The sequence below is a fragment of the Brevundimonas lenta genome, assembly GCF_014196335.1.
GTDB lineage: Bacteria > Pseudomonadota > Alphaproteobacteria > Caulobacterales > Caulobacteraceae > Brevundimonas > Brevundimonas lenta.
The window spans coordinates 1,116,915-1,142,630 of sequence record NZ_JACIDM010000002.1 but is presented as its reverse complement, the minus strand read 5'-3'; the positions used below and the strand labels follow the sequence as shown (position 1 = coordinate 1,142,630).

Annotated in this window: 31 protein-coding genes; 15 read left to right on the top strand and 16 right to left on the bottom strand. The window is 70.1% G+C overall.

Annotation, left to right across the window (positions count from 1 at the left end; genetic code table 11):
- Positions 1-11: 11 nt before the first annotated feature.
- From GGR12_RS13055 to xseA, 3 genes are all read right to left on the bottom strand, one after another.
- Positions 12-842, bottom strand: a complete 831-nt coding sequence (locus GGR12_RS13055; protein ID WP_246328870.1) for a M23 family metallopeptidase — start codon at positions 840-842, stop codon at positions 12-14.
- Complete coding sequence (locus tag GGR12_RS13050; RefSeq protein ID WP_183204812.1) at positions 839-1,039, bottom strand: DUF2093 domain-containing protein; 201 nt, start codon at positions 1,037-1,039, stop codon at positions 839-841. Before GGR12_RS13050 ends, GGR12_RS13055 begins: the two co-directional genes overlap by 4 nt.
- Before the next feature lie 73 nt (positions 1,040-1,112).
- Positions 1,113-2,591: an exodeoxyribonuclease VII large subunit gene (xseA, locus tag GGR12_RS13045; protein ID WP_183204811.1), complete on the bottom strand. Its 1,479-nt coding sequence runs from the start codon at positions 2,589-2,591 to the stop codon at positions 1,113-1,115.
- Between the two features lie 190 nt (positions 2,592-2,781).
- Here xseA and GGR12_RS13040 point away from each other — a divergent pair, with 190 nt between their 5' ends.
- From GGR12_RS13040 to GGR12_RS13005, 8 genes are all read left to right on the top strand, one after another.
- Positions 2,782-3,351 (top strand): hypothetical protein, encoded by a 570-nt coding sequence (locus GGR12_RS13040; RefSeq protein WP_183204810.1) that lies wholly within the window; start codon positions 2,782-2,784, stop codon positions 3,349-3,351.
- An 83-nt stretch (positions 3,352-3,434) separates the two neighbouring features.
- Complete coding sequence (locus tag GGR12_RS13035) at positions 3,435-4,079, top strand: glutathione S-transferase family protein (protein WP_183204809.1); 645 nt, start codon at positions 3,435-3,437, stop codon at positions 4,077-4,079.
- A 74-nt stretch (positions 4,080-4,153) separates the two neighbouring features.
- Positions 4,154-4,780 carry a DUF4129 domain-containing protein gene (locus tag GGR12_RS13030; protein ID WP_183204808.1) on the top strand — a complete coding sequence of 209 codons (627 nt, stop codon included), beginning with the start codon at positions 4,154-4,156 and terminating at the stop codon, positions 4,778-4,780.
- The gene (locus tag GGR12_RS13025; RefSeq protein ID WP_183204807.1) at positions 4,777-6,000 is read left to right on the top strand and encodes a DUF4350 domain-containing protein; all 1,224 of its coding nucleotides are present in this window, start codon (positions 4,777-4,779) and stop codon (positions 5,998-6,000) included. Before GGR12_RS13030 ends, GGR12_RS13025 begins: the two co-directional genes overlap by 4 nt.
- Positions 5,987-6,943, top strand: coding sequence for an AAA family ATPase (locus GGR12_RS13020; protein WP_183204806.1), 957 nt, complete (start codon positions 5,987-5,989; stop codon positions 6,941-6,943). The genes GGR12_RS13025 and GGR12_RS13020 overlap by 14 nt, the downstream gene beginning before the upstream one ends.
- Complete coding sequence (locus GGR12_RS13015; RefSeq protein ID WP_183204805.1) at positions 6,940-8,256, top strand: DUF58 domain-containing protein; 1,317 nt, start codon at positions 6,940-6,942, stop codon at positions 8,254-8,256. Before GGR12_RS13020 ends, GGR12_RS13015 begins: the two co-directional genes overlap by 4 nt.
- Complete coding sequence (locus GGR12_RS13010; protein WP_343053246.1) at positions 8,253-9,257, top strand: stage II sporulation protein M; 1,005 nt, start codon at positions 8,253-8,255, stop codon at positions 9,255-9,257. Before GGR12_RS13015 ends, GGR12_RS13010 begins: the two co-directional genes overlap by 4 nt.
- On the top strand, positions 9,247-10,128 hold the full coding sequence (locus GGR12_RS13005; protein ID WP_183204804.1) for an RDD family protein: 882 nt from the start codon (positions 9,247-9,249) through the stop codon (positions 10,126-10,128). Before GGR12_RS13010 ends, GGR12_RS13005 begins: the two co-directional genes overlap by 11 nt.
- A gap of 8 nt (positions 10,129-10,136) precedes the next feature.
- On the opposite strand, the gene GGR12_RS13000 is transcribed toward GGR12_RS13005, so the two are convergent.
- A complete protein-coding gene (locus tag GGR12_RS13000; protein ID WP_183204803.1) occupies positions 10,137-11,093 on the bottom strand; it encodes a DUF7847 domain-containing protein in 957 nt (318 codons plus the stop codon).
- A 179-nt stretch (positions 11,094-11,272) separates the two neighbouring features.
- Between GGR12_RS13000 and GGR12_RS12995 the strand changes: the two genes are divergently transcribed.
- Together GGR12_RS12995 and GGR12_RS12990 are read left to right on the top strand one after the other, a co-directional pair.
- Entirely contained in the window at positions 11,273-12,103 is an 831-nt protein-coding gene (locus GGR12_RS12995) for an alpha/beta fold hydrolase (protein ID WP_183204802.1), read from the top strand.
- Complete coding sequence (locus tag GGR12_RS12990) at positions 12,100-13,674, top strand: c-type cytochrome (protein WP_183204801.1); 1,575 nt, start codon at positions 12,100-12,102, stop codon at positions 13,672-13,674. Before GGR12_RS12995 ends, GGR12_RS12990 begins: the two co-directional genes overlap by 4 nt.
- A 1-nt stretch (position 13,675) precedes the next feature.
- Here the strand turns inward: GGR12_RS12990 and GGR12_RS12985 are convergent, their stop codons facing one another.
- The 8 genes from GGR12_RS12985 to GGR12_RS12950 are packed head-to-tail and all read right to left on the bottom strand — an operon-like array spanning position 13,676 to position 19,822.
- Positions 13,676-14,644, bottom strand: a complete 969-nt coding sequence (locus tag GGR12_RS12985; protein ID WP_183204800.1) for a nitroreductase family protein — start codon at positions 14,642-14,644, stop codon at positions 13,676-13,678.
- On the bottom strand, positions 14,644-15,759 hold the full coding sequence (locus GGR12_RS12980) for a GNAT family N-acetyltransferase (RefSeq protein ID WP_183204799.1): 1,116 nt from the start codon (positions 15,757-15,759) through the stop codon (positions 14,644-14,646). The genes GGR12_RS12985 and GGR12_RS12980 overlap by 1 nt, the downstream gene beginning before the upstream one ends.
- Positions 15,756-16,949: a hypothetical protein gene (locus tag GGR12_RS12975; protein ID WP_183204798.1), complete on the bottom strand. Its 1,194-nt coding sequence runs from the start codon at positions 16,947-16,949 to the stop codon at positions 15,756-15,758. The genes GGR12_RS12980 and GGR12_RS12975 overlap by 4 nt, the downstream gene beginning before the upstream one ends.
- The gene (locus GGR12_RS12970; protein ID WP_246328869.1) at positions 16,946-17,836 is read right to left on the bottom strand and encodes a ThiF family adenylyltransferase; all 891 of its coding nucleotides are present in this window, start codon (positions 17,834-17,836) and stop codon (positions 16,946-16,948) included. Before GGR12_RS12970 ends, GGR12_RS12975 begins: the two co-directional genes overlap by 4 nt.
- Positions 17,824-18,759 carry a hypothetical protein gene (locus tag GGR12_RS12965; protein ID WP_183204797.1) on the bottom strand — a complete coding sequence of 312 codons (936 nt, stop codon included), beginning with the start codon at positions 18,757-18,759 and terminating at the stop codon, positions 17,824-17,826. Before GGR12_RS12965 ends, GGR12_RS12970 begins: the two co-directional genes overlap by 13 nt.
- Before the next feature lie 49 nt (positions 18,760-18,808).
- Positions 18,809-19,198, bottom strand: coding sequence for a GFA family protein (locus GGR12_RS12960; RefSeq protein ID WP_183204796.1), 390 nt, complete (start codon positions 19,196-19,198; stop codon positions 18,809-18,811).
- Positions 19,199-19,256: 58 nt separating this feature from the next.
- Positions 19,257-19,547 carry a type II toxin-antitoxin system mRNA interferase toxin, RelE/StbE family gene (locus GGR12_RS12955; RefSeq protein ID WP_183204795.1) on the bottom strand — a complete coding sequence of 97 codons (291 nt, stop codon included), beginning with the start codon at positions 19,545-19,547 and terminating at the stop codon, positions 19,257-19,259.
- A complete protein-coding gene (locus GGR12_RS12950) occupies positions 19,544-19,822 on the bottom strand; it encodes an antitoxin of toxin-antitoxin stability system (protein WP_183204794.1) in 279 nt (92 codons plus the stop codon). Before GGR12_RS12950 ends, GGR12_RS12955 begins: the two co-directional genes overlap by 4 nt.
- A gap of 93 nt (positions 19,823-19,915) precedes the next feature.
- Here GGR12_RS12950 and GGR12_RS12945 point away from each other — a divergent pair, with 93 nt between their 5' ends.
- From GGR12_RS12945 to GGR12_RS12935, 3 genes are all read left to right on the top strand, one after another.
- A complete protein-coding gene (locus GGR12_RS12945) occupies positions 19,916-20,071 on the top strand; it encodes a hypothetical protein (protein ID WP_183204793.1) in 156 nt (51 codons plus the stop codon).
- 63 nt (positions 20,072-20,134) lie between these two features.
- Entirely contained in the window at positions 20,135-21,421 is a 1,287-nt protein-coding gene (purD, locus tag GGR12_RS12940; RefSeq protein WP_183204792.1) for a phosphoribosylamine--glycine ligase, read from the top strand.
- A 19-nt stretch (positions 21,422-21,440) separates the two neighbouring features.
- Positions 21,441-21,788 (top strand): hypothetical protein, encoded by a 348-nt coding sequence (locus GGR12_RS12935; protein WP_183204791.1) that lies wholly within the window; start codon positions 21,441-21,443, stop codon positions 21,786-21,788.
- A gap of 5 nt (positions 21,789-21,793) precedes the next feature.
- Here the strand turns inward: GGR12_RS12935 and GGR12_RS12930 are convergent, their stop codons facing one another.
- A complete protein-coding gene (locus GGR12_RS12930; protein ID WP_183204790.1) occupies positions 21,794-22,462 on the bottom strand; it encodes a hypothetical protein in 669 nt (222 codons plus the stop codon).
- A 248-nt stretch (positions 22,463-22,710) separates the two neighbouring features.
- On the opposite strand from GGR12_RS12930, the gene GGR12_RS12925 reads away from it, so the two are divergent.
- Positions 22,711-23,034: a hypothetical protein gene (locus GGR12_RS12925; RefSeq protein WP_221212325.1), complete on the top strand. Its 324-nt coding sequence runs from the start codon at positions 22,711-22,713 to the stop codon at positions 23,032-23,034.
- A 3-nt stretch (positions 23,035-23,037) separates the two neighbouring features.
- On the opposite strand, the gene GGR12_RS12920 is transcribed toward GGR12_RS12925, so the two are convergent.
- Complete coding sequence (locus GGR12_RS12920; protein WP_183204788.1) at positions 23,038-24,039, bottom strand: amidohydrolase family protein; 1,002 nt, start codon at positions 24,037-24,039, stop codon at positions 23,038-23,040.
- Between the two features lie 124 nt (positions 24,040-24,163).
- Here GGR12_RS12920 and GGR12_RS12915 point away from each other — a divergent pair, with 124 nt between their 5' ends.
- On the top strand, positions 24,164-24,481 hold the full coding sequence (locus GGR12_RS12915; protein WP_183204787.1) for a hypothetical protein: 318 nt from the start codon (positions 24,164-24,166) through the stop codon (positions 24,479-24,481).
- 7 nt (positions 24,482-24,488) lie between these two features.
- Here the strand turns inward: GGR12_RS12915 and GGR12_RS12910 are convergent, their stop codons facing one another.
- Together GGR12_RS12910 and GGR12_RS12905 are read right to left on the bottom strand one after the other, a co-directional pair.
- Positions 24,489-24,971, bottom strand: coding sequence for a surface-adhesin E family protein (locus tag GGR12_RS12910; protein WP_183204786.1), 483 nt, complete (start codon positions 24,969-24,971; stop codon positions 24,489-24,491).
- A gap of 21 nt (positions 24,972-24,992) precedes the next feature.
- A complete protein-coding gene (locus tag GGR12_RS12905; RefSeq protein WP_343053244.1) occupies positions 24,993-25,592 on the bottom strand; it encodes a murein L,D-transpeptidase catalytic domain-containing protein in 600 nt (199 codons plus the stop codon).
- Positions 25,593-25,716: the final 124 nt, after the last annotated feature.

Below are 25,716 nucleotides of genomic sequence, written 5' to 3'. Positions count from 1 at the left end.
ACTACGCACGCTCAGGTTTTCTTGACGAGAAGAGACGGGTCAAGGTTGCGGTCGCGCCATTTCATGCGCCAGCAGAGGTGCGGGCCCGTGGCGCGGCCGGTCATGCCGACCCGGCCGATGGTCTGGCCGCGCAGGACGTCCTGGCCGGCGATGACGTCCAGTTCCGACTGGTGCAGGCAGGCGGTGATCAGGCCCTGGCCGTGGTCGATGAGGACCAGGCCGCCCTCGAAATGCAGCGCGGGTTCGGCGAGGGTGACGCGACCGGCGGCCGGGGCGCGGATCGGCGTGCCCTGCGGCGCGGCGAGGTCGATGCCGTAGTGCGGCCGGGCCGGCGTGCCGTTCAGGACCCTCTGGGCGCCCCAGCGGCTGGTGACCCGGAACTGCTCCAGCGGCCAGTCGAAGCCGTCGCGGAAGCTGTCGGCGTCGACACGGCTGGCGAAGCCCTCGGTCTTGAGGAGGACTTCCCGGCGGATGCGCTCCAGCAGGGCGGGGTCGGAGGGCTCTACGGTGGCGGGCGGCAGGCCGTCGACGCGGGTGGAGGGGAAGTCTCCGGGGGCGACGTCCAGCACGCGGCGGGCGGAGCGGTCGCCGGAGCGGGCGACGATCTCGACGCTGGAGGGGCTGTCGCGGTCGAAGCCGACGATGAAGACGCCGTCGGCGGAGGCGGCGGTCAGGGACTCGCCGTCGACGAAGACCAGGGCGCGGGGCCAGGTGCGGCCGATGGCGTGACCGCCCTGGACGAAGCGGCCGGTGAGGTCGAGTTCGGCGTCCTGCGCGCGGGCTGAACCCGCGGCGAGCAGGGCGGCGGTTCCGGCGAGGAGGCTCCGCCGGTGTGGCCTCAAGGGACCTGGCCCAGCCGCTGGAAGGCCTCGGTGGGACCGGCGTAGGCTTCCTGGAGGCGGGCGGACCAGTAGCGCAGCGCCTCGATCGGGATGGCCTTGCCGGTGACGGCGCAGGTGACGACGCGGCCGGGCTTCAGCACGGCGAATTCGCCGTCGCCGTAATGGAGGAGGGCCAGGTCGGAGCGCGTGTCGGGCATGAACCGCAATCTACCGTAGCCGCAGCGGGGCCGCCAAGACCCGGGCGTCTCACAAGACGTGTCCGCGCGTCTCTCAGAACAGGTCGCCCTGGCCGGGCGGCGGGGCCTTGGGCTTCGCTGCGGGCGGAGCGGGACGGGGGCGGGGCGCTGGCGCGTCGCCGCCGCCGTCGATGTGCGCGCCGCGGGCGCCGTCGGTGAAGATGAGGCGGACGGCCTGACCGTCCTGGAGGGCGGCGGCCGAGGCGATCATGAGGCCGGCTTCGCCCTCGACGCGGGCGAAGCCGGGCTTGGGGGTTTTCGGGTTGAGGCTGGCGAGGGCGCGGGCGAGGGCGGCGAGGCGGGTCTCGTCACGTTCGAGATGACGCTTCATCGCCGGGGCGAAACGGTCGGCGTAGGCCGTCAGCCGGTCATGGCGGCGCTCGATGGCCCGCCTGAGCAGGCCGTCGGACAGCCGGGCCGAGATGGCGGTGAACTGGCGCTCGTGCACGGCCGTGTTGCGGTGGAGCGCGGAGCCGAGGCGGCTGCCGGCGTGGTCGAGGCGCTGTTGCGGCAGGGCCAGCAGGTCCTCGGGGCGGGCGGGCAGGCCGCGGGCGGCGGCGCGCAGGCGGGTGCGGCGATCCTCGAGGATGCGGCCGCCGGCGCGGGCGAGGCGGCGCTCGAAATCGGCGACGGCGTACTGCAGGTCGGCCAGCACGGGGGTGGCGATCTCGGCGGCGCCGGTCGGCGTGGGCGCGCGGCGGTCGGAGACGAAGTCGATCAGGGTGGTGTCAGTCTCGTGCCCGACGGCCGAGATGATCGGGATGGAGGCGGCGGCGATGGTGCGGGCCAGGCCCTCGTCGTTGAAGCACCACAGATCCTCGACCGAGCCGCCGCCGCGGGCGACGATGACCACGTCGGGGCGCGGGATGGGGCCGTCCGGGCGCATCGCATCGAAGCCGCGGATGGCGTTGGAGACCTGGCCGCAGGCGGCGTCGCCCTGGACCACGACCGGCCAGACGATGACGCGGCAGGGCCAGCGCTCGGCGATGCGGTGCAGGATGTCGCGGATGACCGCGCCGGTCGGGCTGGTGATGACGCCGACGACGGCGGGGAAGGTCGGGATGGGGCGTTTGCGGTCCGGCTGGAACAGGCCCTCGCCGGCCAGTTTCGTCTTCAGCCGCTCCAGCTGGGCCAGCAGGGCGCCGGCGCCGGCGGCCTCCATGGTCTCGATGACGATCTGGTACGACGAGCGGGCCGGATAGGAGGTGATCTTGCCGGTGACGATGACCTCGAGGCCCGACTCGGGCCGCACGCCGAGGCCGCGCACCGAGCCCTTCCAGACCACGCCGTCGATGGCGGACTTGTCGTCCTTGAGCGTCAGATAGACGTGGCCCGAGGCGTGGTGGTTCACCTTCGATATCTCGCCGCGCAGGCGGACATGGCTGAACCGGTCCTCGAGCGTGCGCTTCAGCGCGAACGACAGCTCGGAGATCGACAGGGGCGGATTGTTGTCCCGGGGCGGTGCGGGCGGTTCGTCCGCGGGGCCTTCAAAGACGTAGGAGTCGTCACTCATCGGAACAGCGTAGCGGGCCGGGGCGGCGGCGGGAATGGGGGAGGGCAAGGACTAGCGGTCGTCCGCCTTGAGCTTGCCGAGGTGGTCGCGGACAAGTCCGCCGATTGGCCCGGTGTCATCCGTGGCCAGGCAGTCAGCCCTTTCGTGATCCCCCCGTTCGGCTAAGGTTGATGATAACGGGGGTACGCGAATGGACATGTTTGAGTATGTGATGGTGTTGGTGTCCATCATCGTCGGCCTGGCGATGACGCATCTGCTCCAGGGCCTGGTCGAGATCGCCCAGCGGCCAAAACGTATGAAGATCGCCTCCATCCACCTTGTGTGGGTGATCTACATGGTGATCACCGTCGCCTTCTGGTGGTGGTGGCAATTCAAGCTTCAGTTGCTGCCGGTCTGGACCTTTCAGGCCTATCTGTTCGTGCTCGGCTACGCTGTCATCCTCTACATCCTGGCGACGCTTCTGTTCCCGAAGGTTCTGGATCCCGACCTCGATCTGGACGCCTTCTTCTACGACAGCAGGGGGTGGTTTTTCGGGTTTAACGCGCTCTATTTCGTAGTCGATTTGCTGGACAGCCGGCTGAAGGGCGCCGAGCACTTCGCCAGCCTCGGCCTCGAATACGTCGTCACCACGATGCTCTCCGCGGTGCTGTGCCTCGGCGGAATGAAGATCCGGAATCCCGCATACCACTGGGGTGTCGCTCTCTTCATCTTGCTCTACCAGACCGCCTGGGCATTCCGGCAGTTTGGAACCATGGGGTAACACTCTCGTCTGTCCGCCGTGTCAGCCTGCCACCGTCGCCAGGCACCGATCACGGCTGCTCTGGCCGGCAACGGAGTTCTCTCATGTCCGACCTCGTCCTCACCACCTTCGACTGGGTGCCCGATCTGCCCCGCGGCTATGTGCGCGATCTGCGGATCCGGTGGGCGCTGGAGGAGGCGGGGCTGGCGTATCGGGTGGAGAGCACGCCGTTCCGGGAGCGGTCGGGCGAGCATTTCGCGCACCAGCCGTTCGGCCAGGCGCCGTGGCTGACCGACGGCGAGCTGTCGATCTTCGAGAGCGGGGCGATCCTGCTGCACCTGGGCGAGAAGAGCGAGGCGCTGCTGCCGACCGATCCGCAAGCGCGCAGCGAGGCGATCGAATGGCTGTTCGCGGCGCTGAACTCGGTCGAAATGGCGAGCCTGCCGTGGTCGTTGCTGAACTTCTCCGGCGCGGGGCGCGATACGGCGGAGTGGCGGCTGTTCGACGACTTCCTGATGAAGCACCGGCTGAAGCATCTGGAGCCGGTGCTGGCGGAGCGGGAGTGGCTGGCGGGGACGTTCTCGGTGGCGGACATCCTGATGGCGGACGTGCTGCGGCTGGTCGACCGGTTCGGCGGGCTGGCGGACTATCCGGCCTGTCGAGAGTACATGGCGCGAGCGACGGCGCGGCCCGCGTTCGCCAAGGCGTACGCGGACCAGATGACCCATTTTGCGGCGGCTGACGGGTGAGGTTCCGCGGCCGCGGTTGACTCGCCTGGCCCCGCCGGTATGGCTGGCGCGTGGGTGGGGGCGTAGTTTCAGTGATGCAGGAGCGGGCTTCGCCCACAGACGATGCGCTGGCCCAGGCGCATGCGCGATTGCTGGCGGACGACTCCCTGCAGTTCGATCGCGCGGGCTTCGATCCGCCTGAAATTCCGGCGTGGTTCGGCTGGATCGGCGAGTTTCTGAGAGCGATCGCGCCGGTGCTGAACTGGGTGTTCTGGATCGGCCTGGCGCTGATCGTCGGCCTGATCGTTTTCGGCATCGGACGCGAGGTCCTGCGCCTGCGGGCGCCGCGGCCGAAGGCGGAGAAGCCGAAGGCCGCAGCGACGGCGGAGTGGCGGCCGGACGCCCGCGCCGCACGCGATCTGCTGGCCGAGGCCGACGCCCTGGCGGCGCAGGGGCAGTACGCCGAGGCGACGCACCTGCTGCTGCTGCGCAGCGTGGAAGACATCGAGAAGCTTCAGCCGCGGGCCGTGCGCGTGTCGCTGACGACGCGGGAGATCGCCCAGCTAAAGGCGCTGCCGGAGGCCGCGCGTCCGGCCTTCGCGCGGATCGGCTGGCATGTGGAGCGCAGCCTGTTCGGCCATGCGCAGGCGGGGCCTGAGGACTTCGCCGAATGCCGCCAGGCCTATGAGGCCTTCGCCCTGCCTGCGGGCGCGCGCGCATGAGCCGGGCGAAAGGCGGGGAGGGCGGCTTTTCGGCCCTGACGATCGCGGTGATCCTGATCGTCGGCGTGGTGGCGCTGGCGGGGATCGGCGTGCTGTCGGCCTATGCGCCGGAGCTGAAGTCCGGAAACGACGGGAAGGCGCATCCGCTGTCGCGGGCATCGGTCGGCTTCGGGGCGCTGCCCCGCCTGCTGGGCGATCTGGGCGTGCCGGTGGTGATGAGCCGCGGCCCGCTGACCGAGGCGTCGGAGGGCGGCCTGCTGGTGCTGACGCCGACGATGGAGACGAACCCGGAGCAGATCGAGGACTTCGATCACCTCGGGCCGACCCTGATCGTCCTGCCCAAATGGTCGGCGGCGCCGCATCCGAAACAGTCCGGCTGGGTCAGCACCGGCGGCACCCTGCCGGCCGAGGCGGCGCTGCAGCCGCTGCCCGACGGACTGGGCGAGGCGACCGGCCTGGCCGAGCGCCAGGAGCGGAGCACGGTGAGGCTGCGCCGGCCGAACGGAGCGCCCTTCGGCGCGCCGGTGCAGGTCGACTCGCTGCGGACGCTGCAGGGCGGCGGGTGGATCCCCGTCGTCTTGGATGAGCGGGGCGGGATCGTGCTGGGCATGGACCCGACGTCGCACGTCTATGTGCTGGCCGATCCGGACCTGATCAACACCCAGGGTCTGAAGACGCTGGCGGGGGCGCGTACGGCGGTCGAGCTGCTGGCGATCGTGCGGGCCGACGGCATGCCGGTGATCTTCGATCTGACGCTGCACGGCTTCCAGCGGACCCGCAGCCTGCTGCGCCTGATGCTGGAGCCGCCGCTGCTGGGGATGACGCTGGCGCTGGTCGCGCTGGCGCTGCTGGGCGGATACCAGGCGGCGGTGCGCTTCGGCCCGGCCCGCGTGACCGGCCCGGTGTTCGCCGCGGGCAAGCGCGGCCTGGCGGACAATACCGCCGCCCTGGTGCGCATCGCCCGGCGCGAGCCGCATATGGCGGCGCCCTACGCCCTCATCGTCCGGGCGATCGTCGCGAGAGCGATCGGCGCGCCGCGCGGGCTGAGCGACGAGGCGCTGGACGAATTCCTCGACCGCGTCAGCCGGATCTCCGGCACGCAGGACACCTATTCCGCCCTGGCCGCCGAGGCCCGGGACGTCAAAACCCCCGGCGACCTTTTGCGCGTCGCCGGGGCCCTTCATCGCTGGAACCAGGAGCTGACCCGTGCACGTCAATGAGGTGAAGGAGATCGCCGGACGCGTTCGCGCCGAGATCGCCAGGGCGGTCGTCGGCCAGGACGCCGCCGTGGACCTGCTGCTGACGGCGCTGTTCGCGGGCGGGCACGTGCTGCTGGAGGGCCCGCCGGGGACCGCCAAGACGCTGCTGGCGCAGAGCTTCGCCAAGGCGGTGGGGATGGACTACGGTCGGATCCAGTTCACGCCGGACCTGATGCCGGGCGACATCATCGGTTCGAACCTGTTCAACTTCCAGACGTCCAGCTTCACCCTGACGCGCGGGCCGATCTTCTGCGAAGTGCTGCTGGCCGACGAGATCAACCGGACGCCGCCGAAGACCCAGGCCGCGCTGCTGGAGGCGATGCAGGAGCGTCAGATCACGATCGACGGCGAGGCCCACCGGCTGAGCCCGCAGTTCACCGTGATCGCGACCCAGAACCCGATCGAGCAGCAGGGCACCTATCCGCTGCCGGAGGCCCAGCTGGACCGGTTCCTGTTCAAGCATGTGGTGGACTATCCCTCGCTGGAGCAGGAACACGCGATCATCGCGGCCCACGGCGGACGCGTCGGGCAGATGCATCCGGACGCGCTGGGCGTCTCGGTCGCGGCCGATGCGGCGACCGTGCGCGCGGCCGTCGAGGCCGTGGCTGACGTGCGGCTGACCGAGGAGGTCGTGGGCTATATCGCCGGCCTGGTCCGCGCCACGCGCGCCTCGGCCGACATCGAGACGGGCGCGTCGCCGCGCGCCGGCGCCATGCTGGCCGTCGCCGCCCGGGCCCGCGCCGCGCTGGACGGCCGCGACTATGTGATCCCCGACGACGTGAAGACGCTGGCGATCCCGGCGCTGCGCCACCGCCTGGTTCTGTCGCCCGCCGCGGAGATCGAGGGCCGACGGGTCGAGCAGGTGCTGGCCGGGCTGGTCGATCAGGTGGCGGCGCCCCGGTGATCTATCCGACGCGACGGGCGGTGATGGTGATGGCGGCGGGCGTGCCCGTCGCCCTGCTCGTCGGCGTGCTGACGGAGGCTGGCTGGCTGGCCGGGCCGGTGTGGATCGGCTGCGTGCTGCTGCTCGTCGCGCTGGACGCCCTGTCGGCCGGATCGCGCAGGGGCCTGCGCCTGGATGAGCCGGACCCGGTGCGGGCGGCGGTCGGGCGGCCCGGCCTGATCGAACTGACGCTGCGCTTCGCGGCGAAGGGGCCCACGCCCAGGGCGGTCGAGGCCGCCCTGTCGGCCGAGGTCCGGCTGCGTCTCGACGATGCGCGGAGCCATGCGGCGGTGACGGACCGGACCGCCGGCGTCGCCTTCGCCTTCACGCCGGACCGGCGGGGGATGGCGAGCCTGGGCGAGCTGTGGGTGCGCTGGAGCGGGCCGATGGGGCTGGCGTGGAAGCAGAAGGTCTTCAGCCTGGGCGTCGACGCGCCGGTGCGGACCGACCTGCAGGGCGTGCGCGACGAGGCCATGCGGATGTTCGCCCGCGACGCCCTGTTCGGGGCCAAGACCCAGCTGGACATGGGCGAGGGGGCCGAGTTCCAGGGGCTGCGCGACTTCCAGCCGGGCATGGACCGGCGCTCGATCGACTGGAAGCAGTCGGCGCGGCACTCGGCGCTGCTGGCCAAGGAGTTCCGGACCGAGCGCAACCACAACATCATCATGGCGCTGGACGCCGGACGGGCGGCCTGCGAGCCGGTCGCGGGGATGCCGCGGATCGACCGCTTCATCCACGCCGCGCTGCTGCTGTCGTACGCCTGCCTGCGCTCGGGGGACCGGGCCGGGCTGTTCGCCTTCGATTCCCAGCCGCGTCTGTCGACCGGGGCGGTGGGCGGGATGGATGCGTTCCGCACGCTGCAGACCGTCGCCGGCCGGATCGACTATTCGACGAACGAGACCAACTACACCCTGGCGCTGGCCACCCTCGCCGGGGAGCTGCAGCGCCGCTCGCTGATCGTGGTGTTCACCGACTTCACCGATTCAACCGCGGCCGAGCTGATGATCGAGTCGCTCGGCCGGCTGCTGCGGCGGCACCTGGTGCTGTACGTGCTGCTGCGCGACGAGGAGCTGGAGACGCTGACCGCCGCGGCGCCGGAGACCGCGGAGGACGTGTCGCGGGCGGTAGTGGCCGGAGCCCTGTTGCGGGAGCGCGAGACGGTGGTCAGCCGGCTGCGCCGCATGGGGGCGCACATCGTCGACGTCCCGGCGCAGAACATGGGGCCGGCGGTGGTCAACGCCTATCTGGACCTTAAGCGGAGAGACCTGCTGTGAGCGCGTCCGGTCTGTTGAAGAGCCAACGCTTCCGCCAGGCGCGGGAGGACGACTGGCGGCGCCTCGAGCGGCTGATGGACAAGGCCGAAAAAGGGGCCATGGCCAAGCTGACCGACGCCGAGATTCTGGCGGTCCCGGTGCTGTACCGGTCGACGCTGTCGGCCTTGTCGGTGGCGCGGGAGACGTCGCTGGACCAGGGGCTGATCGACTATCTGGAGACGCTGTCGGCCCGCGCTTATTTCTTCGTCTATGGCTCGCGCTCGACTCTGCAGGACCGGCTGACCGGCTTCTTCAGCGTGGAGTGGCCCGCGGCCGTGCGCGGTCTGTGGCGGGAGACGCTGATCTCCGCCGGGCTGATGCTGTTCGGGGCGCTGGTGGCCGGGTGGCTGGTGACGATCGAGCCGGAGTGGTTCTACGCCTTCGTGCCCGGTGAGCTGGCCGGCGGGCGCGATCCTGCGGCCTCGACCGCGACCCTGCGCGCGACCCTGGACGGGACCGCGGACGCCGAAGGGCTGTCGACCTTCGCCGCCTTCCTGTTCACGCATAACGCCCAGGTGGCGCTGCTGGCCTTCGCGCTGGGGTTCGCCCTGTGCCTGCCGACGGCGCTGCTGGTGCTCTACAACGGCGCGACCGTCGGCGCCTTCGTCGCCCTGTTCGCCAGCCGCGGGCTGGGGGTGGAGGCCGGTGGCTGGCTGCTGATCCACGGCGTCACCGAGCTGTTCGCCGTCATCCTGGCGGGCGCCGCGGGGCTGCACATCGGCTGGTCCGTGGCCTTCCCGGGCCAGAGACGTCGTCTGGATGCGGCGTCCGAGGCGGGCCGGACGGCCGGCGTGGCCATGGCCGGGGTGGTCGTCATGCTGCTGGCGGCGGGTCTGCTGGAAGGCTTCGGCCGGCAGCTGATCACCGACACCTTCGCCCGCTACGGCGTGGCCGCCGTGACCGGCCTGGTCTGGGCGCTCTATTTCTACGCCCCGCGCCGGGAGGCGGTTCATGGCCACTGACATCGCCCGGGGCAATCCGACCGAGCGGGCGTTCGTGACGCCCGAGGGCGTCGACCTGCGTCTGAACATCGGGGACGCGGGGCAGAGGGCCGCGGCCTTCCTGCTGGACGCCTCCATCATCATCGGGGTGCTGATCGCCCTGAGCCTGGTGCTGGCCCTGACCGGGGTCGGAGCGGTCGGCGCCGCGGGCAAGGCGGGCGTCGAGGTGATCGCAGTCCTGTGGCTGGCGGCCTTCTTCTTCCTGCGGAATTTCTACTTCACCGCCTTCGAGCTGTCGGCCGCGGCGGCGACGCCGGGCAAGCGGATGATGGGTCTGCGGGTCGCCGCGCGCGACGGGGGGCGGCTGAAGGCGGAGGCGATCTTCACGCGCAACGCCATGCGCGAGCTGGAGGTGTTCCTGCCGCTGTCGATCATGGGCGCCCGCGCGGCCGAGGGCGGGGTGGACGCCTGGATCTATGTTCTGAGCTTCGCCTGGGCCGGGATCTTCGTGTTCTTCCCGCTGTTCAACAAGGACCGGCTGCGGGTCGGCGACCTGGTCGGCGGCACCTGGGTGGTGCGCACGCCGCGCCGCAAGTTGACGCGCGACATGGCCGATGACGGGGCGGGGCGCCGGGCGATCTACGACTTCACGACGGCGCAGCTCGACGCCTACGGCGCGAAGGAGCTTCATGTGCTGGAGACGATCCTGCGCGACAGCGACCGCAAGACCCTGCGCGACGTGGCCGAGCGGATCTCCGGCAAGATCGGCTGGACGCGCGACCCGCACGAGACGGATCGCGCCTTCCTGAGCGCCTACTACGCCGCCCTGCGCGAGCGGCTGGAGCAGAAACTGCTGATGGGCGTCAGACGTCGCGACAAGCACGACGTCTGACGGGAGCCTCAGTCGAAGACCGACAGCAGTTCGTTGGATCCGACGCCTTCCTTGGCGGTGCGCAGTTCGTAGTACAGCGCGGCGACGCCGGCCGAGGCGACGACGCCGGAGACGACGTTCACCAGCGGCCCGGTGATGATGTCCACCAGCAGGTTCGACGAGCCGCCAGTGAAGGTTCCGCCGGCCGCGATGCTGAGCCCGCCGACGGCGAAGCCGATGACCCACGACAGGACGAAGTAGATCATGAGAAGTCCGAACACCGGCCAACGGTGACCGCGCGTCAGATCGCGGCTGCGCTGCAGGCTTTCGAACACGCCGCGCTTCTCGACGACCACGGACGGCGCCGCAACCACCCAGAGGACGGCCAGGATCAGGCCGGGCACGATCAGCAGGATCATGCCAAGCCCCGTGCCGAGGCCGGCGATGATCGCCAGGCCCAGCAGCGGGAGCATCATGCGCACGCCGGCGTCGAAGGCGTCGCCGAAGGCGGTCTTCTTGCCGTGGAAGCCGTTCACCGCCGCCTTCACGACCATGCCTTGCAGCACGTAGATGCCGACCAGGGACAGCACCGAGCCGACGATCACGAGCAGGACGTTCGTCGGCGACGAGGCGGTCAGGGCCGAGCCGCCGCCGAGGACGGTGAGCGTGCTGGGCAGGCCGACCAGGATGACGGCGGCGCCGAAGAAGACGGCGGCGTTGTCGCCGATGGACTTGAAGGTGCGCTGGATGACCCGGCCCAGATCGAATTGGCCGTGGCTGATCTGCTCGGTCACGATCGTCGGGTGGATGGCGTCGATCTCCAGCGCCTGCCGGTCCGCGCCCGTCGAAAACTCGACACGCTGGCCGCGTTCAAGCGGCGACAACGACCGGACGGCGGCCGCCGTGAACCGGTAAACGGCGCCGTCGATCCCGAGGATCGAGCCTTCGCCCGCCGCCTCGTCGAAACTCAATACTTCGCCCCGCAAACTTCCCTCCCTTGGATGCGCGCTTGTCCGGGGCTTTTAGGGCGGGCCCGGGCGGGGCGCCAGCGTGGTTCGGGCGCCCCCGCGATAGCGCGTTGCAGCGTGTCACAAATGTCCTGGGCGCGGTCCGCGGGCGGTGACGACTTCAGCTTTTGTCAGCACCGACGCGCTAAGGCGGGAGCGTGGACGCGGGCAGGATCAAACTCCTCAACGGCCTGACGACGCGGGTGATGGACACCGGCGGCGACAAGCCCGTCGTGGTGCTGATTCACGGCCTGGCCAATTCGATCGAGATCTGGAGCCGGGTGACGCCGCGGCTGGCGGCGCCGTTCCGGGTGGTGGCGTTCGATCTGCCCGGGTTCGGCGAGGCGGATCGACCCGACGCTGCCTACGATTCAGACTTCTTCGTCGAACAGCTGACGGCGCTGCTGGACACGCTGGGGATCGACCGCGCGCATCTGGTCGGAAGCTCGCTGGGGGCGAGCGTGACCGTGCGTTTCTCGGGAGAGAACCTCGGGCGGATAGACCGGGCGGTGCTGGCGGCGCCGGGCGGTTTCGGGGGCGGGACGCATCCGCTGATGCGCATTCCGGCCTTGCCGGTGATCGGGACGTGGCTGGGGCGGCCGACGCCCGCCAACAACCGGCTCACGCTGCGTCTGGCGATCCATGACCAGCGCAAGGTCACGCCGGAGCTGGTCGAGCTGACCAACCGCTACGCGCGGACGGCCGGAAGCGAGCGGTCGTTCGTGCGGTCGCTGCAGACCGGCGTCGGCCTGTCGGGCGTGAAAGGCCGGGAGGGGTTCGAGCGTCTGGCGCGGCGTTTCGAGCGGCCGACGCTGGTGGTCTGGGGGCGGCAGGATCGGGTCTTTCCGGCGTCACAGAGCGACCGCGCCATGGCGCTGCTGCCGCAGGCGGAGCGACTCCTGATCGACGATTGCGGGCATTATCCGCACTGGGAACAGCCGGACGTCTTCGCGACGGCGGTCGAACGGTTCCTCGGAGGCGAAAGATGAAGGCGCGTCTGGCCCTGGTCGGATTGCTTCTGCTGACGGCGTCCGCGCCGGCTGCTGATCTGCCGGAGAGCGGGGCGGAGATCTTCGCCCACCATGACTTCGGGGCGGTGAATTTCGGCGCGCTGGATACGGTCGCGGTGCCGTGGAAGCTGGCCGCCGCGGCGCTGGTGCTGGACGATCCCGAGGGCGGCGGCGTCAGCCAGGCGCATCTCAAGGCGCGGCTGCAGAGCTTCGGCTTTCTGTGGCCGGAGCGGATCGAGGGCGCCGATGGAACGGTCGTTCCGGGTACGGATCATCCGCTGGGCGTCAGCGTCGGCGAAGTCACGCCGGGGTGGCCGCCGGTCAAGGTGACGGTGGCGAACCTGGGCTGTGCCTCGTGCCATGCCGGACCGACCTACGCCGTCGATGGCGCGCCCCTGCCGGAGACCGCGTGGCTGGGAGCGCCGAACACCAGCCTGGATCTGGAAGCCTATACGCGGGCGGTGACGGCCGCCCTGAAGCGCCGGATCGAGGCGCCGGACGAACTGCTGCAGGCGGTGCGGACGCTGTTTCCCCGGACCAGCAAATGGGAAATGGCCAGTCTGCGCTGGGCGGTCATTCCGACGGCGCGACGCCGGCTGGCGGACATTCCGGACGATGGAAGCCCGCTGCCCTTCCCCAACGGGGCGCCGGGTCTGACGAACGGGGTGGCCGCGCTGAAGCTGCAGGCCCATGCGTCGCTGAATGAGGTGGAGGCGGGCTTCACCTCCATCCCGGATCTGGCCGACCGCACCTTCCGGACGGCGCTGCTGTACGACGGGGTCTATGCGCCGCGGGGCGAGCCGCGCTGGCGGCCGATGGGGCGCGAGGATCTGACGCCGGCGCACCGGGACCGGCTGGCGGCCGTCACCAGCATCTTCACCGTGCCGAGCATGGGCAACTCCCGCGCCAACGCCCATCGCCAGATCGAGGCGACGGAGCGGGTCTTCGCCTGGCTGGAGACGCGACGGCCCCAGGCCTTCCCCGGTCCGGTCGATCGGGCGAGCGCGGCGCGCGGCGCGGACGTCTATGCGCGCAGTTGCGCGTCCTGCCACGGGACCTATGCCGGCCCGGCGCACCAGCCGCGCCTCGAACGGTTTCCGAACTGGCATGGCCGGGTGGGGTCCGATCCGGCGCGGGCGTCGGCCTTCACCCTGGAGCTGACGCGATACGCCGGGGCGGGCGACTATGGCGCGGCGATCGATCCGCAGGTGACCGGCGACTACGCCGCGACGGTGCTGTCCGGGCTCTGGGCCACGGCGCCCTATATGCACAACGGCTCGGTGCCGACGCTGGCGCAGTTCATGTTGCTGGAGCCCCGTTCGGAACGCTTCCTCGTCGGCGGCCACCGGCTGGACTTCAGGGCGGTCGGCGTCGCGGGCGAGCAGGCGGGCGAGGTTCGGGTCTATCCGGCGGGGTACAGGCCCTGGTCGAGGCCGGCGATCTACGACACGCGGCAGCCGGGACGCTCCAACCAGGGCCACGAAGCCCAGTTCGAGGGGCTGACCGTCGCCGAGCGATGGGACCTGATTGAATACCTGAAGGGGCTCTAGCTCAGACGATCAGGGTGTCGAGCGCCAGCCGGGGCTTGGGCGGCAGGGTGCGGGCGGGGGCGACGCCCAGCCGGAAGGCGGTGATCAGGCGGCGGTCGGACGGGATGCCGAAGTCGCGTTGAACGGCGTCGCGGGCCTGAGGGTCGTCCGCCAGCACGGCCATGGGCGAGCCGGACAGGTCGACGCGGGTGAACTCCAGCCAGACGCGATGGAAGCGCCGGCCGGTGTCGAACGGGTCTTCGTCCGCGGGGCGGTGGAACAGGGCGATGGCGGCGGCGCTGCGCACCACCGGAGCCTCGGCGACCACGCTTCCAGCGAGGCCGACGCCGGCGAGGGCCTCGAACACGCCGGGGCGCAGGACCAGGCCGGCGGCCGCCGCCTCGATGGCTGACATCTCCATGGCCTCGGCGTTGAGGCCGTCGAGCGACCAGTTCGGATGGCGCCGGGACAGGCGCATCCAGGACACGAGTTCGGCGCGATAGGGCGCGTTGCGGAACCAGCGCAGGCTTGCCGCATCGTACAGCGTCGCCAGGGCGGCGATGCGGTCCGGAGCCTCGACCACGGTCAGGTCGTCGGCCGGGGCCAGGCGGGCGACCGAGGCCTTGCCTGCCTCTGCGTCCTCGAACCGCCCGCGATACGTGCGCCGCTGCAGGGCGAAGGGGGCCAACGGGTCGGGCCGTCTTCCGGCTTCGAGGGCGAGGCCGGCTACGCCGTCGCCGTCGCGATGAACCGTGACGGCGAGGCCCCGTTCGGAGGCGGCGAGGCAGAAGCCCTCCACAGCGGCGCCGTGGCTGACGCCGAGGTCGCGGCCGTCGGGATCTCCGACGGTCAGACGGCGGGCGGGGTCCTCCAGCACCTGGACCGTGCCGTCGGGCAAAAGGCGCCAGCGGGTGGGCTGGGTGTTGTGCACGCTCGGGGCCAGGCTGGCGTCGGCGACGAGGGCGCGGAAGAGGTCGGGATCGAGCGCCATCACAGGCCTTTGCGGAACAGATGGAGGCGCTGCAACCGCGTGGCGCCCAGTTTCTCCATCTGACGCAGAGAGGCGGTGTTTTCGTCCGCGATCCAGGTCACGCCGCAGCGCCGGTAGCCGCCGGCGAAGAGCGCCTTCACCACCCGGTGCAGCATGGCGCCGTTCAGGCCCCGGCCGTGCAGGGCGCGCCGGACCGAATAGAAGATGATGACCGCGCGACGCCGGCGCAGGCGTTCGCGCAGGAAGTGGATCAGGGTCATCAGGCCGACGCGGCCCCGCGTCGCCTTCTGGAAGGGATTGAGGTCGGGGATGCAGATCACGACGCCGGCGGGCTCGCCCTTGTAGTGGGCGACGCAGGCGATGCGGGGATCGACGATCCACATCATCTCGCCGGCCTGGAAGTCGAACTCGGCGGGGCTGAGGGGAACGAACATCGGGTTGTCGCTGAAGCCGTCGTTGAGGCATTGGCGCGCCTCCTCGAAGCGGGCCTTGAACTCGCCGCGGGTGATGGGCTTCCACGTCCAGTCCGGGTCCGACAGGACGGCGCGCTGGCGGTCCCCGAGCAGGGCGTCGGCGGTCCGGGCGCCGACCTCGAACTCGAACGTCGACATGGGGAAGACGGCTTCGTAGCCGCAGGTCTGCAGCAGGCGCGGCAGGTGCGGCGCGCCCCAGACCATGTCGGTGTAGGGCTGGTTTTCGAAGCCCTCGGTCAGCACGCCGGCCTGCTGCATGGCGGTGAGGTTGAAGGACCCGACCAGTTCGTCGCAGCCCTGGTCGCGGGCGAAGGATTCGGCGGCGTCGAACAGGGCCCGGGCCGTGTCGACATCGTCCTCGCAATCGAAATAGCCGAACTGGCAGCGGCGCGTGCCGTGACGCGTGTTCGACGCCGGATGGGTATGGGCCGTCACCCGGCCGACGGGGCGGCCGTCGCGCCAGGCGGTGAAGAAGGTCAGCTTCCCGCCGCCGTCGCGCATCAGGGGATTGCGGGCGGGGTCCAGATAGCGCTCCAGGTCGGCGCGCATCGGCGTCACATAGGGGCTGTCCGGCGGGTAGATCTCGAATGGAACCCGGAAGAACTCGTCCAGGTCCCCCTCGCGCAGCTCCACCGGGGTCATCCGGCTTTCTCCGCCGTGAGGCGCGCCATTTTGAAGGCGAGGCCGAGATCGACCTCGACGTCGGTTTCGCGCAGCAGGTCCGGCAGACGCACCAGGCCGATCCGGATCGGCGAGCGGCTGAGAAGGCCGATATGGGTCGCGTCGGTGCGCGCCAGCAGTTCGAGCAGCGGCTCGCGGCCGGTGTCGCCGATCGCGCCGTCGCCGGCCTGCAGGGCGGCGGCGCTCCACAGCGGGCGCTGCTCCAGGGTCGCCGCCGTGTCCTCGGGGCGGTAGTCGGCGAGGTCCGGACCGGCCAGCACGGTGAGGTCCTTCAGCATCGGCTCTTCGGTCAGGGCGGACAGGAAGGCGCCGAGCGAGCCGGTGTCCGCCGATCCGAGGCGCTGGCGCAGGCTGTTGCGCCGGCCGGCGGCGCCGAAGGGCTGGATGCGGACGACCAGGGTCATGGTGATAAGCGCCGCGCCGACGAGGGCGAACAACCGGACCTGTTCATCGAGGGACCCGATATCGAGCCCTTCGATCAGGCCGCAGGTCAAGGCGAGGGTCGTGCCCACGATCAGGCCGACGTCGATCCAGGCGTCGCGGGCGTGGCTGATGCCGTTCGACTGGGCCAGCAGGGCGATCATGAGGGCGGCGATCGGGCTGAACCCGACCGGCGAGGCCATGACGTCGGAGAAGTCCGTGACGATCAGCGGAATGACGATGGCCAGGCCGATGGCGAGGCGACGCACGGCGCCGTTCTCGGCCCGGGACAGGGATGTTCGGTCGCGGGTCCACAGCAGGATCAGGACGGCGACCAGCGACAGGATAATGGTGGCTCCGAGCCCCATCCGGGCGGTGAAGGTGAGATGGGTGGCCGTGAACAGGGCGATGGCCATGCCGACGACGGAGGCCGCGAGGACCGCCACCTTCATCAGGCTGGGGGCGTGGCGCCGCAGGAGCCCCTCGGCCACGAGCAGGGCGGCGAAGGGCGCCAGCGCGATGATGACGAAGGTTGCATATTCGAAGATCGGCAGACCCGTCCGGATCGCCAGGCTGCGCGCGCCGTAGAACAGCGACATGACGCCGAACAGGAAGACCAGTCGGGGCGTCAGCGGCCCGCCCGAGCGGCGCACGACGAGGGCGAGGACGTAGGCCATCAGGCCCGCGGCCGCGAACCCGTCGAGCAGCATCTGGGTCTCGGCCCGGATCATGCGGCGCCCTTCAGCAGCCGGGCCATGAAGGCCCGGACGACCGCGCCCTTGATCAGGGCGAAGGGCGCCCAGACGGGACGTTCGGTCCGGCCGGCGAAGGCGTTCAGGAACCAGCCCCGGCAATCGGTGGCGGAGCGCCTGCCCATCAGCAGCCACAGCGCCTCGTAGGCCATCAGGCAACCCGTCGAGATGACCATGGGTGCGAACGACATCCGTTTGGCCGTGCCCGCGGCGAGCGCGGCCGCCGCCTCGAGATCGACGTGACGGGCCGACGAGGAGTGGGTCATCACATACTCCAGCTCCTTCATGAAGCTGGCCTGCAGGTCTTCAGGGCGGATCGCGTCCAGCGCCTTGTGGCGGGTCGGATAGCCGAGACGCTCTTCCGGGCGGGGATCGGTCGGCCGCACCACGATCACCGAGGGGAGGGGAGAGGCGTAGGCGTCGATCACCGTGGCGCCTGCGACCTTGGCGGCGCGGTACAGGGCGACGCCGGCGGCGATGTCGTCGGTGCCGTTGACGATGACCGGATAGCGGGCGGCGAGGTCGGCGAGCCGGTCGGTCCACTCGGCGCCGAGACGCTCGATCCGGACGTCGGGATTGATCCGCAGCGCCGCTTCGCAGGCGGCCTCGGCCTTGTCCCGGCCCACCGTGTCGGTGAAGGCGAAGACCTGGCGGTTCATATTGGAGGTCTCGAAGACGTCGATGTCGCAGATCGCGAAACGACCGACCCCGGCCCGGACGAGCGCGAGGAAGCAGGCGCCGCCCATGCCGCCGACGCCGGCGACGAACACCGCGCCGTCGCGCAGCGCGGCCTGCTCGGCCGCGGTGACGAAGCCGAGATTGCGGGTGGTGAATTCGGCGTAGTCGAAGGCGGTCATGTCTTCCATGCGCGCAGGCTTCCCCAGGGTTGGGTGTGATCGAGCCAGTGGACCAGCGGCAGCAGGGCGGCCTGGGCCATGAGCAGGGCGAAGCCGCCCAGCAGGCCGGCGACGCTGTCCGCCGGGGCGACCTTGCCCAGATACCGGCCGGCGGCGGCCATATCGATCTGGCCGATCTGCAGCAGATCGTCGCCGCGCCCGTAGTCCAACTCAGCGGCGCAGAGGGCGTTGTAGGCGGCGTCGCGGTGCGGGGCGGCCTGATCGAACGACTTCTTCAGCTCGTCGGAGCCGCCGGTGTAGGCGTCGGTGATGACGAAGCGCTCGGCGTCGAAGCCAGCGCTGTCGCCGACGCCGAAGGCGTGCCGCCATCGCTGCATGATCTGCCGGGCCAGCCGTTCGTGGTGGAAGGACCGCCGCGCCGCGGGCTTGCCGGGAAAGACGTCGGAGAAGGTTTCGGCGACCATGCCGACGACGGCGGGCACCTGGGTGACGCTGGAGATCCACACCGGCCGGCACTGGCGCCGGATGAACAGCAGGACGCAGGTCAGGCCGTAGAGGGTCGCGGACAGGCCGCTGCCGCGCACGTCCGGACGAACCATGACGAGGCCGAGGTGCAGGACCTCCACCGGGCGGCCGCCGAGCTGCGCGTCCAGAATGGCCAGGGCGTTGAAGGCCACCGGGCGACCGGTGCGCTTTTCATAGACGACCGTCAGAACGGTGCGGGAGAGCGTTTCGGGGTCTCCGGACAGGACGCCGTAGGCGAGTTCGCGGTCGCCCAGCACGCTGCGCGCGACCGAACGGACATCCTCGACCAGGGCGGCGAGCTCGGCGGGCGCGAGGGCGAGGCCCGGCCGTTCGACGATCCGCGAGCGCAGGCCCGGTCCGGCGCCGAGCGACGTATCCAGCAAGCGCATCGCCGCAGGCTTGCTCATGGTTGATCACCCCGTTGAAACGCCACCGTAGGAGGCGCGACCTTCCCTTTTATGAATTGCGGCCCGGGGGCGCGCGATCGCGCTCGTAGCAGTTTGCCAGCGGGAACGGCGGTAGCCAGGCCTCGCGGCGGACGGTCCAGAGTTCGTAGGCCGGAATCAACTGGTTCGGGGCGTCGAGGGCGCCGAGGCTGACCTCGATCTCGTCACCGGTGCGCGAGAAGACAGAGGAGCCGCAGCGGGGGCAGAAATGGCGGCCGGCATGGTCGCCGGTCTCGCCGGTGATGGTCACGGCGTCCTCGGGGAAGATCGCGAAGGCGGAAAACAGGGAACCGTGGTGCTTGCGGCAGTCGAGGCAGTGGCAGAGGCCGACGCGGTCGGGCGGGCCCGAGGCCTTGATGCGGACGGCGGCGCACAGGCAGCCGCCGGTGAATGGGGTCATGGCGTCACCTCCATCTCAGCGCCATCCCCGGGCCTGTCCGGGGACGACGGGTGAAAGGTCAGTCCTCAGCCCTCGTCGGCGGCCATTGCCGTGCGGCATGGACGAGGGCCAGGATCCATACCGTACCGTCCGCGACAGCGTAGACCACCCGGTAGCTCTCGTGCGGGATCAGTTCACGGGTGCCAGGGACGACGCCGGGGCGGCCCGACTCCGGAAAATCCGCCAGAGCCGCGACCGCGTCGCTGAACAGCTCGTCCATGCGGATGGCGGCCCGAGGATTGTCGGTCGAGATGTGCAGCCAGATGTCGTCGCGGTCGCGAACAGCTTCGGGTGTCCAGACTATCTTCACGCCGGGCGGTCCGCCTTGCGCCGTCGGGCGGCGAACTCCGCCTCGACCTCATCGTTCGGGCGACCCTGGCCGGCCTGCATGGACGTCCGTGCGAGCGCGACCTTCTCATGCAGGAAGGCGTCATAGGTCCGGGAGTCCTGCTGGCGCTGCACATATTCACGCATCAGCTCGCGCACGACCTGGGAGGCCGGGCGATGGCTGGCTTCGGCCTCGGCCATGAAGGCGTCGCGAAGTTCCGGTTCCAGCTTGAGCGTGAAGACGGCTTCCTTGGGCACGGCGGCCTCCTGCAGCGATGTTGGAACGACGTATATACGAATTTCATACGCATGGTGAGCGGAACAGCGCGGCCGTTCGGCCGTTGGCCTTGAATGGCCGATCCGCCCGACACCGATCCGGACGATATGGACCCGCGGGAACGGGATCTGGAGCGGCGCAGCGACATGCCGGCGGTGAGCCCGTGGGTGGTGGTCGGAGGGCTGCTGATGCTTGGCGCACTGGCCTATGCGGTGGCGGCGATGGCGTGATCCTGACGTCGATAACGACGTCAGCGACTTGACCGGCTTCGCAGGTGCGGTCATTGCGCGGTCATGAATATCCTGCTGGTCGGATCAGGCGGGCGCGAGCACGCCCTGGCGTGGAAGATCGCCCAATCCCCGCTGGTGAAGCGGCTGGTCATCGCGCCCGGCAATCCGGGCATGGAGAAGCTGGGCGAACTGCGGGCCATCAAGGTCACGGAGGCCGACCAGCTGGCGGCCCTCGCGCGCGAGATGCGGGCCGACCTGGTGGTCGTGGGTCCGGAGAGCGCGCTGGAGAAGGGGCTGGCCGACCGACTGAACGCCGCGGGCATCCCGTGCTTCGGCCCGACGGCCAAGGCGGCGCAGCTGGAGACCTCCAAGGCCTTCTCCAAGGCCTTCATGGAGCGGCACGAGATTCCGACCGCCGGTTTCGGCGTCTATGAGCGGCTGCACGAGGCGCGGCAGGCGCTGTCGGTGTTCAAACCACCCTATGTGATCAAGGCCGACGGCCTGGCGGCGGGCAAGGGCGTGGCCATCGCCCCGACCAAGCGCGACGCCGAACGCGAGATCGAATGGATGCTGGGCGGCCGCTTCGGCCAGGCCGGGGCGCGGGTCGTGATCGAGGAGTTCATGGCCGGCGAGGAGGGCTCGCTGTTCGCCCTGTGCGACGGCCAGCGCGCCGTGCTGCTGGGCGGGGCGCAGGACCACAAGCGCGCCTATGACGGCGACCTGGGCCCCAACACGGGCGGCATGGGCAGCTATTCGCCCGCGCCGGTGTTCACGCCGGAGCTGGTCGAGGCCGCCGAGCGGCTGGTGGTGCAGCCGACGATCGCCGGGATGGCGCGCGAGGGCATGCCCTATCGCGGCGTGCTGTACGCCGGGCTGATGTCGACCGACGAAGGTCCCAAGGTGGTCGAGTTCAACGCCCGCTTCGGCGATCCGGAATGCCAGGTGCTGATGATGCGGCTGGCCGGGGACATCGTGCCGATCCTGCTGGCTTGCGCGCGGGGCGACCTGACGCGCGTGGCGATGCCGGAATTCCGGGCCGAGACGGTGATCTGCGTGGTCATGGCCGCCCAGGGTTATCCCGACAGCCCGGTCGAGGGCTCCATCATCCGGGGCGCCGAGCAGGACTTCGGCCCGAACGTGAAGGTCTTCCACGCCGGCACGCGCCGCCAGGAGGACGGCCAGCTGGTCGCCGCCGGCGGCCGGGTGCTGAACATCTGCGCCCGCGGCAAGGACATCGCCCAGGCGCGCGAGCGGGCCTACGCCGCCATCAAGAAAATCGACTGGCCCGGCGGCTTCAACCGCACGGACATCGGCTGGCGCGCGCTGGAGCGGGAAACGGGCGGCCAGTGAGCTGCCAACGGGGCAAGACGTGACCGGCTGGGTTTTCGTCATACCTGTCCCGGTGTTGCTGACCTACTGGGGCGCCATGATCTACGCGGCGCGCCGACTGCCGGCGGAACGCCGGAGGGTGGGAGACCTGCGCCCCGTGCCGCAAGGCCTGGGTTCGCCCGGCTGGTGGGCGATCATTCTGTTCGAGAAGACGGACGGGTTCCGGCCGCAGACGCGGCGGGCGTTCACAGTGGCCCGGTGGGCCTTGTTCCTGCTGCCGATCGCAATGTTCGCCATGATGCTGCTGGCGACGCTGATGTCGCGGTCTGACGGGGAAGCGGCGCGGGAGCGGAGCGCTGCGCCTGCAGTGGCGGCCACGTCGGTGTAGCGCTTTCAGTTCATTCGCTTGAAGGCGGCGACGCTGACAGAGATCGCGAACAGCGTACTCAAGACATTGACGACCAGGCTGACCGTGATGGCGCCGACGGACATCAGCGTGAGTTCGGTCGAGTCCGGTCGGAAGTCGGTCCGGGCAATCACGCCGAATATTATCGCCGTCAGGAGGAGCGCCCCACGCATTCCAGCGCTTCGCCGGAACGCTTCACGGGGGCCGATGAAACGTGGCGAGACCGCCTGAAGCAGCGGCCAGGGGTAGAGCAGGGGCGTGATCGCGAGCGATGCAAGCAGCAGCATGATGCCTGCGAAGGTGAAATACCCATTGTCGAAGTACCTGCCCGCAAGGATCAACGCGAAGCCCGCTGTCGCCGGGAGCGCCGTAAGCGCGGTGGTTCCGAGGTACGCTCCGAAGCCCCGAAGCGACTTCGGCGCATCGATCAGCCGCATCGACGTCAGATAAGATACGGCAAGGGCGCCGATCATGAGGATCAGCCCAAGCCCCAGCACGACAGGATCGCGTCCGCCGCCGTTAAGTCGGACGACGAATATGAAGACCTCGATCGCCGCCGAAAGCGAGATGATCGCCGCTATCGCCTCGCGTGGCATTTTGCGGAATTCGTCACCGACAAGATTGGTCAGCTCGTTGAAGGTCGTGGGCACGGTCATGCCGAAGGATGTCCCGGGCATCCGGGTCATGTCCAGGCCATTGGCCGCCCCACCAATCAAGTGATCGAACCGCCCCGGGTTTCGTGAACGCGCCGCTAAGCACGATTGCACCTATGCAGGTGGGCGCCCGCAAGGTTTTCTCTGTCTGACAGCCGGCCGCCGGGGCCGCTTCTGGAGCAGGGTTGATGTTCGGTTTGCGCAGGACGAGGCAGGCCGCGCGCCGGGAGCCGGAATGCGGGTGGACCGCCGTGCTCGACGACAACCTGATCCGGGTCAGGGACGAACAGGGCCGGCTTCAGTTCGTCGGGACCCGCGACCTCAGCGCCGTGGTCGTCGAGACCAATGACAGCGGCCCGTGGGGCCTGGACGTGTGGTGGCTGTTGTTCGGCGCCGGCGATCAGCTGGTCTGCACCTTTCCGCAGGGCGCGGCCGGAGAGCCGGCGCTGCTGGAATACCTCATGGCCCTGCCAGGCTTCGACTATGACCAACTGAGCAGGGCGATGCGGTCGACGGCGAACGACCGCTTTCCTGTCTGGCACGCCGGAAGCGTGAGGTTGCTTGAGCTGCCGTGAGGCTCAATCCGCGTGGTCGGCGGCGATCTGGTCGTCGGTGAGGCGCAGGAAGCGGGCGGCGTTGTTGTAGAAGATGTCGCGCTTCTGGCTCTCGTTGAGGAAGGGCGCGGTTTCGACGGCCTCGATCGCCTCGGCGACGGCGCCCGGCCAGATCATCTGGTCCGAGCCGAACATGATGCGTTTCTCGAAGCCGGCGTCGACCATGCGCTTGAGCTGGTCGTGGAACTGGGCGCGCGGGAAGGCCCAGTTATTGCAGGAAATATCGACGTGAAGGTTCGGGTAGGTGAACATCATGGCGATCATCTCGTCGACCAGCGGCGAGGCGTAGTGCATCACATAGATGCGTAGTTTCGGGTGCTTCTGCAGCACCTCTTCCAGCTGGAAGGGCGTGGTCAGGCGGGCGCGGTAGGTGTCGTAGCCCGGGAAGCGCGCGGCGCCCGGAGGCCCCTCGCCGAGGTGGATGCCGACCGGGATGTCCAGCGCCTCGGCGAGGGCGAAATAGGGCTCGAACTGCGGATCGGAGGCGTCGACGCCGCGGTACTGGGTTCCGATCTCGGCGAAAACCTGGAAGGCGTCGGTCTGGAACAGACGGCGGTACTCGTCAGGCGTCTCGCGGCGTTCGCCGGCGAACTGGATGGCGGGAATGATCCGCGCCGGATCGGCCGCGCGCCAGGCGGTGACGTCGGCCAGGGCGCCGGACGTCACGGCGCGGCGGATATTCAGGCGACGGAGCTCGGCGAGAGAGTCGCGCATCAGCGCCTCGTCCGTCTGCGGCGACAGGAGCGGGTCGGCGCAGGGGCTGACGAACATCGACGGATTGACGTCGGCCCGGGGATCGACGGCCGGGAAGGTCGGCTCGCCGTCGCCGGGACAGGCCGGGACGCCCGCAGCGAAATCCAGTTTGAAGGCATGCAGGTGCATGTCGATGATCGGCTTGCCGGGAGACTGGGCGTGGGCCGGAAAGGCCAGGGCGAGGCCGAGGGCGGCCGGTATCCATGCGCGCATCGCATCCCCCTTCTTTGGAAGCGAAAGCGTATGGGCGGGCCACGGCTTCGGCAAGCGTCGTTATCCGGCGCCTTCCGCCCGCTTCGCGCGTTGTGCAGACGGAGTGTTTCGAGAGGAGGTTCGCGTGGCGATGTCTCTCATCCTGGCGGGGCTGGGCGCCGCGGCCGCCATGGGCCCGGCGGATACGCCGGGACCGTCGAACGGAGCGTGCGAACAGCGGCTGCATCAGGCGGCGCTGGCGCAAGGCGTGGCGGTGCGGCCCGGCGAGCGGGTGGTCAGCGATCGTGAAGGACGGCTGAGGCGCGATCTGACGCCCGGCGAGGTGCGGCTGTACTATCTGGTCGACAGGCGGATCGACGGCTGTCCTGTGCCTGTGGCGTCGTCGGCGCCATTGCCGGAGGCCAACCGGGCGGTGGGTCGCAATCTGGCGACGGGCCGTTGAGGGCCGCCTAACGCGTTTCCGTGACCGAGGCTGCGAAGGCCTGGTGGGTCGGGAAACCGGGGCCGACGAAGGGGCGGTCGGTGCAGACCATGGCGGCGATGGCTGCGCCGCCGGAGCCCGGACCGTAGGGCGCGGGCGCCTCGGCCGGGACGAAGCCGGCGATGCCGGCGCCCGAGGCCGCGTGCATGGCGAACCAGAGCGGACGGGCGAGGGCCTTGTCGCAATCCAGTTCCATGCGGACCAGGCTGTACGATCCCGGCATGTCCGGCAGCGGTTCGGAGATACGGGCCACCCAGACCTTGCGGACCGGACCTTCGCGCGTGACGCTGGCGACGTCGATGCCGGCGGTGCTGTCCTCAGCGTCCCAGATGGTGCGCCAGTCGCCTTGCGCGGGCGGATTGATGCGTTCTTCCGGCGCCACGGGGCGGACCGTGATCAGGGGAGGAGCGTCCTGGGCCGCAAGCGCGACGGCGAAGAGGAGGCCGATCATCGGAAGCTCCGGTGCGTCGCCTTACGCCCAGGCGAAGAGCAGGCGGCCTTCGCCCATGCGCTCGCGCAGGCGGGGCAGGTCGTGGTGGGCGACCGAGAAGCAGCCGTAGGAGCGGCCCAGCTTGCCCTCGCGGGCGAGGAAGGACGGGTCGGCGTAGTCGGCGCCGTGGATGATGATGGCGCGCTCGCGGGCGCGATTGTTCGAGTACTCCAGCCCGTCGAGCAGGACGTTGGGGCCCTGCTGGGCGCCGAAGCTGGCGCCGGCGGTGGCGAAGGCGCCGACCGAGGACATGTGGCTGTCAGGCGTGTTGCCGAACTCGCGGGCGTAGCCGGAGTGCGCCGGGTCGGAACCGCGGCCGTGGCAGGTGCGCATCAGGGTGATGGCGCCGCCCTCGAGATCGACCTCGTAGAGGCGTTCCTCGCCGGAGTATTTGGTGAAGTCGACCAGGTACATGCGGTCGCGCTTGGTGATCTTGTGCGTATGGATGTCCAGCGCGGCCACGGCGCGCTCCATCAGTTCCTTGCGGACCTGGCCGCGCGGATCCAGCAGGCGGGTCGAGTTCAGCTCGGCCGTGATGACCTCGGGCGCCTGGGGGGCGAGCGTGATCCTCGGCGTGCTCACCGGAGCCGCCAAAGGCGCCAACGTGGCCTGCTGGGTGGCGGCGGAGGTTGCACAACCCGACAGGATCGCCGCACCGCCCAGAATGAAACCACGTCTTGCTAACCGCATGCGACGCCCCTCGCAC